Below are 12,596 nucleotides of genomic sequence, written 5' to 3'. Positions count from 1 at the left end.
CTGCCAAAGTGCAATGCTTTGGCAGTCGACGCCTTGTCGAAGAAATAGCGCTTAACCTCTTGCCCAGCTCATTCGCCAAAAATCACAGCGTAAATAACGCTTAGCAGGGCAATCAACGCCGGCACGGCAAACACCATGATTACGCTGCAGATAGTGAACAGCAGTAGGCCATTAAAAAAACCAAGCCTTGCGAGTTTAGGAGGCGCAGCGGCTAGCCTGGCTCGTGACGCGCCAGGAGTGCCGGCAAGCGTAACCTCTACAACCTCTTCGTCACGCCACTGGAAAGTACGGCCACGTCTTGCCATATGAGCCACCTCGAAAGCATGAACCGTCTGTACGTCACTCAGCGTAGCTGCTGCCAAGGGTAACCACCCCGGTAACCACCAAAAGTAACCACCCCAGCCCGGTTACCATCCGCCAAAGAGATCCCTGTTACGGGCCCGCCCCTACACCACGCAACCATAACAATTGATAACAGGCTGTCTGGCGCCAACAAGGCAGCTTGCTGTCACGGCGCCAGCGTTTTCAATGTTAGGTTTTGTTAGGTTCTGGTGTGCGCTCGATGTCAGGTTTTGACAGGTTTTCGCGCCGATCAGATGTCAAGTTTTGTCAAGTCGCTGGCGCTGACCAGATCGGCCGGTATCCGCCCTGGTATCCACGGTTGGAGGGCATTCAGGACTGGATACCAAAGTGAGCGGGGATCACTTTGGCCCGGTCACAAAACCATCAACCCCCCTATTTGTGAAATCAACCCCATGAATGAGCCGCGTCAAGTACCTATCGGCGTGTTTTCACGCAGTGTTTCACGCAGACTTTTCACGCAGGTGGAGTGCGCGAAACTGTCTCTGAGACAGAATTGTCCGGCATTGGTACGGAGCCAGGTACGCACCATCGGTACGCGCTCGCCAATGCGTACCAGCCGCAAGTTCGCACCCGAGGTTCGCACGTCCGGTTCGCACCTTCCTACGCGATGCTGGCGCGAACCTGGCTGGTGGTTACCAGCGCGGTTACCATGAAAAGTTACCATTTTGCGCAGTTTCCAAACACGAGGTTTCCACTGTGGTTACCACGGTATTGCAGTGTTTTTCACTGGCAACCATCACTCATATCACGCGTTCCCAGCGCGTATCCAGATGCCACAACCACTGATTACTGAGTGCCTGCAGCAAATTAACGAAGTCAGGGTACTGGCATTTTGCTTCGATGGTATGGCTGGAGTCGATTCTCAGTAATACACTCCCCGGAATACTCGATATGCAAACCACATTTGAAACCGAGAAAAGGAGTTCCGTATGGCAATTGTTGCCTGCCCTGATTGCAGAAAAGATATTTCAGATGCCGCCCCATCCTGCCCCAATTGCGGCCGCCCGGGAGCCATAGCCGCAAGCGCGCGCGGCGCGCAGATCCCTCACGCACAGCCTGTCAGACCCGTTGGGCTGCTCCTCGCTCTCGGGATATTGCTTCTGCCTATGGTCTTTGCATGGTTCACTTTAAGCCGAGGCAGGACTACCAAGGCGCGCGTTATGGCATTCGGGTACCTCGCCCTATCGGTGTGGCTCTTTGCTTCGCAACAATCACACGACGCCACCAGCAAGCCAGACAGTTCGGTAGCGAGCGCGCCTAAAGCCGCTGCGCCTGCACAGGAGGAGGTAATGCCATTGGCAGTGGGCCAGATTTTGAGCGACTACAAGAACAACGAGGTCGCCGCCGATAACAGGTTCAAGGGGCGTTTGGTGAGGATCACCGGTACGGTGGGTGACATCAAAAAAGACATCACCAACAGTCTGTACGTCACTATAGGCACAGGCGCTGCATTTGAGCTCCCAATGGCCCAGGCATTTTTTGATGACTCTATGAGCCAACAACTCGGACAGCTTAGAAAGGGGCAGAAAATTACTGCCACCTGCCGGGTAAAGGGCTTGATGATGAATGTCCTGCTTGAAGACTGTGAGATGAAGTGAACGCCGGTTAAAACTTAGCCCGCTAACCGCGGGCTATTTGTCCTTAAGCTATCGACGAAATTGGTTACGGCTGCCGGCCCCCCCGAACATCTATACCTATCAAATGTTTGCCGTCGCTGCGCCGGACATGCGGTATCTACCATCACGAAAGTAGAGGGGGCGCCTCTCATTTGGACGACCGATAACCCTTCTCTGGGGAAACACCCCATGAATGACCCAGAATTGGCATCGAATAGCGTGTTTGCGAAATAACCCCATGAATGACCCGCCACCAGCGGTTTGAATGACAGGTTTTGACGTGTAGAAAACGACACTCCGTGTAGGAATCAACACGGTGGGCCGGGGGGAGAAGAATTCAAAGTAAGCCAGGATCACTTTGACCACCCTTTGACGGAATGTGAGACAGCCATGAGACGAAGCCTGCGCCGGATGGGCGTCTTAGGCTGATTCCATGCGGGGGCCGTCAAACAAGCCGCCCTAGGCGTCTCATACCCCTGACAGACCCCAGACAATTCTGGACAGGCTCTAGACGGATTGTGATCAGGCTCAGCAGCTCAGTTACCCGGAAATCAGCGCCCCGCCCGATGCGTGGAGGATCAAACCGCATCCGAGTGCCGCACCCTGGTACCTGGCCAGCCACCCGAGGATAAAGCCATGTCCGTTATCGCCAGGGACTACCACCTACCTCATTGCGCATTACGGCCTATCTCATCAAGCAGAATTTATTGATATGATGTCTTTTTGATACCAAGGAGGAATGATCGTGAATCTGGCAAATAAAATTATGAGCCTTACCGCTTGCGCGCTCGTTTTAGCTTGTGGAGCGGTAGAAGCGGCCGGGGTAGATCCTGCGTGCGCGGGGAAGCACATTTTCTCCGACAAACCAAAACTGCAAGCAGATGGAAGCTATATTTTTGAGCAAGATGGATATGGCAACATCGCCACTACCCTCATTGGTCGGCAGCAGTACTCTGTCATTGATGCCGTTCCCAAAGGCGATGGTAAGTGGTGCTTAGCTACCATCGAAGTAAATGGGCAGGTTAACGGCAACAGCTTCAATTCGATCTTAACTGTCGGCGCGTTTTAGAACGATTGCTGTCGGCAGGATGTCTTGGCTTTCCTGGGCTTTTTTCTCGGTGCTTTCTGGATACTTCCGGTAAGCATCTTGCCGATAAATCTGCAAAAACCTTCCCTACTGAACCGTTTTCGTTATGCGCGAGTTGGGTGTGCGATAGCTGCCATCCCGAAATGGAAGGGCAGGCCGGTTAAATCCTTAGCGCGCCAAACAATACTAGACAGGCTCTTGACGGGATTCCGCCGACAAACACAGTCAGAATCTTCCGAAGCCCAAGCACTGCGCCGCCTCCAGCGTGAAAGCTGCGTGTTAGAGCTTGGTGCTCGTCAAGAATTTATTGGGGCATCCATCGACCTGATAGCAGGTCGGAGCAGGGGTGAACGATTCGCTCGCCTTGGGCCACCGCCTAGCGATCCAGCTCGATCGGCAAACTACCCGAATTTAGGGTAGTTGCTCATTTTCGGCTGGTAACATCTGCAGATCATCTGCAGGCCCTGATCCGGCCCAGAGCCAGCACAACCGCGCACCGAGGATAGAGCCGTGTCCGTTATTGACTGTGATTATCTACCCGCCGACAAGGTGGTGTTTCCGCCCGAGCTGGCGCTGCTGATAATCAGAAAGGCCAGCGCCATGGCGGCAGCCTTTGAAGAGCAGGCGCTCGACCAGCTCACCAAGGACGCCAGGCGTGCGCTTTCACAGGGCGCGGAGCCGAGGCGAATCATCAGGGAAATGCGGCTGTAGGCGGCCCGCTGGGGCTCACCGAACCGCTGGGCGGCTAGGCGTCCCGTCTTTCGAGGCAGTGCTAGGCTTTGAATCTGGCGCGACCTCCGTTTACTTAATCGAACCGGGCGCTCGCTGCGCAGCTCGATAGGTCGCGCCTCATCCATAAAGCGTATGCGCATGAACAAACACCTCGTTCAGCCTCGAATTCTTAGGGCTTATCAGGCTCCTGGTTATCTTGGAATGTGCCGGGATGTCTTCAACAGGACCGTACGGCCATACGTGCGCGAGTTCCCGATCGGCCAGCAAGGAATTGGCTTCGACCGCCTGGAGCTCGACCAGTGGGCAGATGCGTACATCGCGGCGCACTCGATCGATAAAAGAACGACGGCAGAGTCAGCGTCGACTCCGTTCGACACTCCACAATCCAGGCGAAAAAAGCGCGGTCCGGTTATGGCGGGTTGGGCTACTACCACTAACTCTTATAAACCGCCCACGTCAGAGGAATTCTACAAATTGGTGGATGAGCTCCTAGGGAGGTCGGCGGACAAGAAAGATCGCCGGCGGAAAAAGCTAGGGCACCAGCAGCCGCCCGCTGAGGAATAATCCACGACCGTTTTCGACAGCAGCCACCCGCTTCGATGAGGCGGCCAGCCAAAGTCCTCTCCCCACATCGCCTGGCAGCAGGCTGGAACAGGTAGAAGCAATGATTGAGTTTCTTACGCACGAAGAAGTTTGCGAGCTGACCGGCGCCAAAACGAAAAAGGCGCAGATCCAGAACCTAAAGACAAATGGAGTCAGGCATACCATCAAAGTGAACGGTTGGCCGTGCGTAACTGCCTTTGCAGTAAATGGCCAAGGACCTGTACCAGTAGTCGAGGAGGAAGAGAGGCCGCGATGGGTGCCGGACTTTTCGAAGGTCAGATAAATTTACTTGCAACACCTCTTCACAACTCGCTTGGCGTGTCGCGACACCTGACCCGCCAAAATGGGAGGCTAGGTTACATACTCGAAAGCCCGGGTAAGCAAAGGTAAGTAAAACCCACTGGGTTTCTGCTGAAACCGGATTGGTTATACATCGATGGGCTTTTGCGAAAACCGAACCCCATGAATGAGCCGCGTCAATACCTGATCGCTCCCCGAAACAGGGTGGCGGGAATACCACAGTGTGGCGCTGGTACCGCCTCCTCATTTTTGCGGAGAGGGTCAACCATGTCGATTCTGGATTGATTCCTGCGCCGGCTATACACAACCCCCACGGCATCGCTTAAACAATGGCTATACACACCCCCCCAGGCATCGCGCATTTCAATGCGTGAAAACCGATATGGCGGCGCTGCGAAAGATTGCGCTGGCCCAGCGTGTAGCTTTCGTTTCTGCGACATCCTTTTCACACGTGGCTCACAGAGTCGGGCGCAGATTACGCTTGCTCCCTCGTAATCTTTTAAGCCCGCCCGCATGCGGGCTTTTTGTTGTCCGTCACAAATACCTCTCCATGCTCAACGATGACACCAAGCACCAAGTGCGCAGTAATTGAGTTTTTTGGGGGGGCATAAAAAGGGGAATGCCACCGTTGCGAAAACGCCACCCCATGAATGACATCTGGCAACCTCTGATTTGCGAAAACATGCCATGAATGCGGCTCAAACACGCTTCAGAGAGGCCGAATGAGCGGTTTGTGAAATAACCCCATGAATGACCCCGATTGAGCAACGCTGCTACGCTTTCGTTTTCTCGAATGGAGTCGAAGCGATGCCTTCCCCTGAGTACTCTCTCCCTGATGTCCTTGAACGCATGTATCAAAACCAGCTCGCCTTGGAGGCCGCTTTAATGGAGCTGACCTTGTTAGTCGAAAGCCAGGGACATACCGAGGCCGGCGACAATGTTCGGAGTGCCTTGGACGTGATCGGCGAAAACGCCGGACATATCAATCAGGGGTTGGCCCGACTGAAGGCACAAGGCGCGACGTAAGCCAGCGTCAGAATCAGGATCGCTTATGGACGAGGAGACAAAACATGACTGAGACAAAAAGCATTGATCGTTTCCTGCGCCTCGACGAGGTGCTTCACACCACCGGCCTGGGCCGCAATACGGTTTATCGCCGGATCAGGGAAGGCACATTCCCAAAACAGATCAGAATAGGCCCCAACTCGGTGGCCTGGCGTCAGTCAGCAATCGCTAAATGGATGTTCGATCTGAATCCAGTTGATTGAAGCGGGACGTAGTGCGATTGAAATCCGGGGGTGCAATAAATGCGCTATTTGACCGTCAGAAAGTTCTCCAGCGAGTCGGGATATACAGAAGCCGCAGTGAGATCGAAGATCGCTGACGGGACTTGGGTAAAGGATTAAGTCTGGCGACATGCTCCTGATGGTCGAGTGTTGATTGATGTGGTGGGCTACGAAGCCTGGGTAGAGATGGGCAAGCCATCAGCGATTAATCGAATAGATAGATTCCGGTCAGGACTGAGCCCCGCGCCGCTTCTGAGCAAAGGGCCAAAACCCGGAAGTCCAAAGCCGCTGGTGTGATGCCGTTCGTCGGAGCGGCCCGGCTTACCAAATGGTCACTTTCGGGCACCTTCTGGAGAAAAGAAAAACAGCCAAAATCCACCTAGCAGAGAGCGCCGTGTATCCCCACATGTATCCCTTACACAAACAACAAAACAAATATCTAGCAAATACAGCGCCTTAAGCAACCAGTTCAAATGTCTGTGTACCACCAAGTACTAAAAACGGCTTACCGAAAGGCAGGCCGTTTTTTTATGCCCGCAGAAAAGTACCCGGCCCACCGACGGCTCACATCGCACTGTGAGCCGCCGCGTTCATCAAGCGCCTGGGCGTTCGCCTATATCGTGGGCAAGGCAGACAGCGCCTTTTCCCATATCTGCCGGGTGCGAACCCAGACCATTTCCTGCCAGTCACTGTCGGCGGGATAGAACTGCTCAACCAGATTCAGCTTGATCGCGCGCCCCACGACATCGCCCGGATTGCCATGCAGGTGCAGCCAGTGATCGTCACGCAGATGAGCATGCACCGCCTCTCCCGGGTAGGTGCCGCACTCGATGACAAACGGCATCAGGCGCACCTGTGGCAACGCATCGAGCAGCGCCTGCGAGGTGTAGCCGGTGGCCGTTGCCGCAATCCCTGTTTCGCTGTGGGTCTGCGCGCCGGTTTGAATGGTGTAGAGCCACGGACCGTAAATGGCCTGCGCCTGCTCCAGTGCCGGGTAAGCCGCTTGCGTAACGGTCAGCAGCATCGGATGGCCGTACTCTCCCGCACCGGAGTGCAGGTCGAAACACATCGCGACCTCGGCCTGGGAGAGATGCACCGCAATGATCTGATGCAAGGTCCGGTTCGACCAGCTCGGCGCCAGCCCGCCGTAAAACAGACCATCGGGATGGCTGTGCTGCCCGCCCTCGACAATCGACATCACTGCCGGCCAGCCATGCTCGCTTAACTGCGCGGCGAGCAAGGCATCGGCGCGCTCACGCTCCGGGCCCTGCAACCGGGAGAAGGCATAAATCGGGTGCAGCGCTGCATAGGCCTGATTGTCGGGTAACGGCTGATCAAAGTTCAGGTGATTGCGGTTCAGGTCGATGTTGTCTTCGTTGACGCGACGCAGCCACGCCGTACCCCAGGGATTGATCAAGTGGATCACCACCACCGCAACATCGGCGGGCAGTGGGCGTTTGCCGAACTCGTTCAGCCAGTTGATCTGGCACTCCGAACCGTAGAAGCCCTCGACCCCGTGGGTGCCGCTCAGCATCACCAGCAAACGCTTTGCACCGGGGTCGCCGAGCACTGCCACATCAGTGCTCAGGGGTTCGCCAAACGGCCCCTTGAGCGGATGCGGGTATTCGGTCAACGTCGCACCAGCTGCGGTTGCAGCCGCCAGGAATTGTTCGCGCTGCGAACGGTAACTTGGCTGCGTTGGGAACTCGGTCTGCATGTCGGCCTCTTGTTGTTATGGACTTGTTATTGGCGAAGATCTCGCGCCCCCGACCCTACAGAAAAACCCTGCGTCGAAGAAGGGAAAAGGTGCCCATCCATCGATCAATACGCACAAGACCAGCGTTGCAGTTGACTCAAGGCGCAGATACTGTCCGTTGATCCTTTATCCCACGGACGGAGTGCTCCACGTGTTCCCAGGCTTCCATTTGAACCGCTACCGCCTGACTGCCCTGTCGCTGCTAGCCGCCGCGCTGACCCTTGCTGCCTGCAACGCCCCGCCCTCTTCGCCGTCCGTCAGCGCCTTGCCGGTGGCCCCGGAAATTGCCTCGGGGTATCGCACCGACCTGCACACCCGATACGCTGCCAAACACATGGCGGCAGCAGCCAACCCACTGGCAGCCGCAGCAGGACGGGAGATGCTGCGTCAGGGCGGTTCGGCAATCGACGCCGCCATCGCCATGCAAGCGGTGCTGACACTGGTTGAGCCGCAATCCTCGGGGATCGGTGGCGGCGCGTTGATCGTGCTCTGGGATGGCAAGGCGGTGCGCACCTATGACGGCCGCGAAACCGCACCCGCCGGCGCGACTGAAAAGCTCTTCCTGCAAGCCGACGGTAAGCCCATGCCCTTCCCCGAGGCGCAGATGGGTGGTCGTTCGGTCGCCACACCGGGGGTGTTGCGTGCATTGGAGCTGGCCCATCGCAAGCACGGTCGCTTGCCGTGGGCGAAGCTGTTCGAGCCGGCCATTGCCCTGGCGGACAAGGGCTTTGCAATCTCGCCGCGCCTGCACACGATGATCGCCTCCGATCCCTTCCTGCCGCGTTCACCCGATATGGCTGCGTACTTCCTGAATGCCGATGGCAGCCCGAAAGCCGTTGGCACGCTGCTGAAAAACCCGGCACTGGCCAAGGTCCTCAAGCGCGTTGCCGCAGAAGGCCCGAATGCGCTGTATCAAGGTCCGATTGCGCAGGAAATCGTCGCCAAGGTTCAAGACAATTCCAACCCTGGCAGCCTGTCGCTGAACGACCTCAACGGCTACAGCGCCAAAGAGCGTGCCCCGCTGTGCACCGACTACAAGCGCTGGCAAGTGTGCGGCATGCCGCCACCATCGTCGGGCGGGATCGCCGTGGCGCAGATCCTCGGCACCTTGCAGGCACTCGAAAGCTACGACAGTCGCTTCGCTCTGGCGCGACTGAAGCCACTCAAGAGCAACAAGCCGGCAGGTCTCGAACCCTCGCCTGAAGCCGTGCACCTGATCGCCGAAGCCGAGCGCCTGGCGTACGCCGATCGCGCGCAGTACGTTGCCGACACGGACTTCGTGTCGGTCCCGGTCGCCGGCCTGGTCTCCCCTGCCTACCTGGCCAACCGTGCAACGTTAATCGGCGAACGCAGTATGGGCAGCGCCAAACCTGGCACACCACCGGGCATTCAGGTGGCCTACGCCCCTGACCGCTCGCCACTGAGAATCTCCACCTCGCAAGTGGTTGCCGTCGACGATCAGGGTGGCACCGTGTCGATGACCACCACCGTTGAAGCCGCCTTCGGCTCGCACCTGATGGTGCAGGGTTTCATGCTCAACAATCAGATGACCGACTTCTCGTTCATCCCCGAAGAAGACGGCCAACCCGTGGCCAACCGTGTCGAACCCGGCAAGCGCCCGCGCTCATCCATGGCGCCGACGCTGATCTTTGATCGTCAGAGCGGTGAACTGGTCGCGACGCTCGGTTCGCCCGGCGGCTCGCAAATCATCGAGTACGTCGCCAAGTCAGTGGTCGGCCTGCTCGACTGGAACCTCGACCCGCAAGCCGCCATCAGCCTGCCCAACTTCGGCAGCCGCAATGGCTCGACCGAGCTGGAACAAGGCCAGTTCAGCCCCGCGCTGATTCAGGCCCTCAAGGACAAAGGGCATACGGTCAATCAAATCGACATGACCAGCGGCACCCAGGCCATCGTTCGCGTACGCGACGCGCAGGGCAAAGCGTCCTGGGCCGGTGGTGCCGATCCACGGCGTGAAGGTGAAGCGCTGGGGGATTGATCGGGACTGAAAACGAGAAAGGGCTTACTGCGAGGTAGGCCCTTATCAAGAGCAACGACTATCGACTCGTCGTAGGAAAACAGATAGACCTGTGTATTGCTTGAATCGGTCATCAGCGAATCTCCCCCCCTAAAAGCAGTACTTCCTAACATGGCAAGCAGAACCGGTTAAAGGCTCAGATCTCCAGTAAAACGCAAATGAATCAATCAACCGGTTATCCGGCTGACAGCCAGCCCACACCTGAGCTACCGTGTTCGTCACCGAACACCCCGGCCACAAAAGACTCCCCATGGGCAAGCAGAAAATCCTCACCGACTGGTTCCAGCGGGCCCCCGACTCGGGCGGGCTGGAGCGTATCGAGGCGTTTTTTTCGGGCCATGGTTACGACCTTCATCGTCACGACACCTATGCCATTGGCCGCACACTGTCCGGCGTGCAGAGCTTTCAGTATCGCGGCGGCTGGCGGCATAGCCTGCCGGGCGGGACCATGGTGTTGCACCCCGACGAAGTCCACGATGGCGAGGCCGGTACCGAGGACGGCTTCAAATACCGGATGCTTTACGTCGAGCCCGCACTGATCCAGCAAATGCTCGGCGGCCAGCCGTTGCCCTTCATCAAGACCGGCATTTCGATGGATCCACGCTTGTTCGCGGCGACCGAGGTCCTGTTGCAGCGTATCGATCGCCCCCTCGACCCGTTGGAGCAGCAGGATGCGCTGTTTGATCTGGCGCAGGCCATGAGCGCCGTATCGGGAATGACCTCCCATCGCCAGAGCTTTGATTACCCGGCGGCAGAACGCGCTCGCGAGTTCATGCACAGTGCCCTCGACCAAACGGTGACCCTGGATCAACTGGCCGAACACAGCGGGCGTGATCGCTGGAGTCTGTCGCGCGATTTTCGCGTGTTGTTCGGCACCAGCCCCTATCGTTACCTGACCATGCGCCGCCTGGACCTGGTGCGCTCGTTGCTGATGCAGGGGGAGTCGCTGACCAACGCCGCGCTGATCGCAGGCTTCAGCGATCAAAGCCACATGACCCGGCAGTTTGGCAAAACCTACGGCCTGTCACCCGCCCGCTGGATGAAAATGCACCGCCGCTGAGCCGCGCACAATCGTGCAAGAAGTGCGCTGCTGCACGGGCTACCGTGGGATCACAATCACCAACGGGAGCCATGCCATGCAGCCCTATCAAAGCCTGAGTTTTGCCAACAAGCTGGCGCAGATCAACGAGCATTGGTCGCCGCGGGTCATCGCCGAAATGAACGACTACCAGTTCAAGGTGGTGAAGCTGCTGGGAGATTTCATCTGGCACGATCATCAGGACACTGACGAGACGTTTATCGTCCTCGAAGGCCAACTGCGCATCGATTTTCGCGATGGCCAGGTGCTGGTGTCCCCAGGCGAAATGTACGTGGTGCCCAAGGGCGTCGAGCACAAGCCGTTTGCCGAAAAGGAAGTCAAACTGCTGCTGATCGAACCCAAGGGCGTGCTCAATACCGGGAGCGAAGGTGGGGAGCGTACCGCGCTGAATGATCTTTGGGTCTGACGAGGCTCAATCGAGCCGCGCTTACGTCGACAGCTGATTGGCGAACTGCCCGACCGCGTTGACCACCTTCTGCGCACCATCCTGGATCTCGACGATCACCGTGCCCGCCTCGGCGGCCAGCGCCAAACCTTGTTCGGCCTGGAGCTTGCCATCCGTCATCAGCACCACGGCATCGCGCGCCATGTCCTGGTTCTGACGCACTACACCGACAATTTCGTCGGTGGCTTTGCTGGTACGCGAAGCCAGTTGCCGGACTTCGTCCGCCACCACCGCAAAACCTCGACCCTGCTCGCCGGCACGGGCCGCTTCGATGGCGGCGTTGAGTGCCAGCAGGTTGGTCTGTTCGGCAATGCCGCTGATGGTTTTGACGATGGTGCCGATCACCAGCGACTGTTCGTTCAGCGCCTCAATGCCTTCGCCAGCCTGCTGCATATGCTTGGCCAGTTCACGCATCACGTCCACCGCCTGAGTGACCACAGCGGTGCCGCGTTGCGCACAGCTGTCAGTCTGCAACGAGGTGCTGTAAGCGATGTTCGCCGCTTCGGCAACCGCTTGCTCCTGATTGACCTGATCGGTGATCACGCTGGCGAACTTGACCACTTTGTAGAGCTTTTCGTTGGCGTCGTGCACCGGGTTGTAGGACGCTTCGAGCCAGACCACTCGGCCATAGCTGTCGATGCGCTTGAAGCGGTCGGCCACGAACTCGCCGGCATTCAAACGTTGCCAGAAGTCCTGATACGCGGAGCTGTTGTACTCCTCGGGCTCACAAAACGTGCGGTGATGTTTGCCTTTGATCTGCGCCAGGCTGTAACCCATACCGTTCAAGAACCGCTCGTTGGCCGTCAACACATTACCATTGAGGTCGAACTCGATGACGGCTGTCGAACGAAACAACGCCTCGATCAGGTTCTCGTGTTCACGAGACGCTTCGATGGTGCGGGTCAGGTCACTGGAGTAAATCGAAAATTGTTTGATCCGGCCATCCGAGCCACGAATCGGCTGGGCAATAGAGCGCAACCACGCTTCCTCACCATTGCCTCTGAGCAAGCGCACGGTGCCCGCAAAGTGCTCGCCACGGGTCATGGCATTCTTGAAGCGCAGGTGAAACTCATCGGTCTTGACGTGGACCGGAACGATCTCTTCGATGTGCCGGCCAATCAGGTCATTGCTCTTGTAGAGCATTTCCTGGACGAAATTCTGGTTAATCGATTGCACCCGCCCATCAGGGTCCAGGGTGAGTACGAGCATCTCGCTTTCCAGGCTTTCCTTCACTTGTTGAAGGCTGGAGAGTTCCTCGCGAAGAGCCGACAGCT

11 protein-coding genes and 2 pseudogenes are annotated in these 12,596 nt (G+C 57.4%); 9 read left to right on the top strand and 4 right to left on the bottom strand.

From position 1 onward, the window contains the following. Positions 1-68: 68 nt before the first annotated feature. Positions 69-305 (bottom strand): hypothetical protein, encoded by a 237-nt coding sequence (locus HK44_RS04855; RefSeq protein ID WP_019693681.1) that lies wholly within the window; start codon positions 303-305, stop codon positions 69-71. 987 nt (positions 306-1,292) lie between these two features. On the opposite strand from HK44_RS04855, the gene HK44_RS04850 reads away from it, so the two are divergent. From HK44_RS04850 to HK44_RS04825, 6 genes are all read left to right on the top strand, one after another. Then, complete coding sequence (locus HK44_RS04850; RefSeq protein ID WP_019693682.1) at positions 1,293-1,961, top strand: OB-fold protein; 669 nt, start codon at positions 1,293-1,295, stop codon at positions 1,959-1,961. A 763-nt stretch (positions 1,962-2,724) separates the two neighbouring features. Further along, positions 2,725-3,048, top strand: a complete 324-nt coding sequence (locus HK44_RS04845; RefSeq protein WP_141651674.1) for a hypothetical protein — start codon at positions 2,725-2,727, stop codon at positions 3,046-3,048. Between the two features lie 528 nt (positions 3,049-3,576). After that, positions 3,577-3,777 (top strand): hypothetical protein, encoded by a 201-nt coding sequence (locus HK44_RS04840; RefSeq protein ID WP_019693684.1) that lies wholly within the window; start codon positions 3,577-3,579, stop codon positions 3,775-3,777. 685 nt (positions 3,778-4,462) lie between these two features. After that, positions 4,463-4,684 (top strand): DUF4224 domain-containing protein, encoded by a 222-nt coding sequence (locus tag HK44_RS04835; RefSeq protein ID WP_019693686.1) that lies wholly within the window; start codon positions 4,463-4,465, stop codon positions 4,682-4,684. Positions 4,685-5,508: 824 nt separating this feature from the next. Next, a complete protein-coding gene (locus HK44_RS04830) occupies positions 5,509-5,727 on the top strand; it encodes a hypothetical protein (protein ID WP_019693687.1) in 219 nt (72 codons plus the stop codon). A gap of 44 nt (positions 5,728-5,771) precedes the next feature. Next, positions 5,772-5,969: a helix-turn-helix transcriptional regulator gene (locus HK44_RS04825; RefSeq protein WP_019693688.1), complete on the top strand. Its 198-nt coding sequence runs from the start codon at positions 5,772-5,774 to the stop codon at positions 5,967-5,969. Positions 5,970-6,600: 631 nt separating this feature from the next. Here the strand turns inward: HK44_RS04825 and HK44_RS04820 are convergent. Then, positions 6,601-7,704, bottom strand: coding sequence for a DUF2817 domain-containing protein (locus HK44_RS04820; protein ID WP_019693689.1), 1,104 nt, complete (start codon positions 7,702-7,704; stop codon positions 6,601-6,603). A gap of 190 nt (positions 7,705-7,894) precedes the next feature. Between HK44_RS04820 and ggt the strand changes: the two genes are divergently transcribed. The 3 genes from ggt to HK44_RS04805 all read left to right on the top strand — a co-directional run bounded on the left by ggt (position 7,895) and on the right by HK44_RS04805 (position 11,283). Continuing rightward, the gene (ggt, locus tag HK44_RS04815; RefSeq protein ID WP_019693690.1) at positions 7,895-9,739 is read left to right on the top strand and encodes a gamma-glutamyltransferase; all 1,845 of its coding nucleotides are present in this window, start codon (positions 7,895-7,897) and stop codon (positions 9,737-9,739) included. Between the two features lie 289 nt (positions 9,740-10,028). After that, on the top strand, positions 10,029-10,838 hold the full coding sequence (locus HK44_RS04810) for an AraC family transcriptional regulator (RefSeq protein WP_019693691.1): 810 nt from the start codon (positions 10,029-10,031) through the stop codon (positions 10,836-10,838). A 76-nt stretch (positions 10,839-10,914) separates the two neighbouring features. Next, positions 10,915-11,283, top strand: a complete 369-nt coding sequence (locus HK44_RS04805; protein ID WP_019693692.1) for a cupin domain-containing protein — start codon at positions 10,915-10,917, stop codon at positions 11,281-11,283. A 21-nt stretch (positions 11,284-11,304) separates the two neighbouring features. On the opposite strand, the pseudogene HK44_RS30395 reads toward HK44_RS04805, so the two are convergent. Next, positions 11,305-11,733, bottom strand: a pseudogene (locus HK44_RS30395) (methyl-accepting chemotaxis protein); the annotation flags it as partial. Positions 11,734-11,844: 111 nt separating this feature from the next. Further along, a pseudogene (locus tag HK44_RS30390) lies at positions 11,845-12,531 on the bottom strand (PAS domain-containing protein); the annotation flags it as partial. Between the last annotated feature and the right edge of the window lie 65 nt (positions 12,532-12,596).

Origin of the sequence: Pseudomonas fluorescens HK44, assembly GCF_000217955.3 — a bacterium.
GTDB classification, from domain to species: domain Bacteria; phylum Pseudomonadota; class Gammaproteobacteria; order Pseudomonadales; family Pseudomonadaceae; genus Aquipseudomonas; species Aquipseudomonas fluorescens_AQ.
Note: the sequence above shows the minus strand (reverse complement) of the source record. Positions and strands in the feature narration are given on the sequence as shown.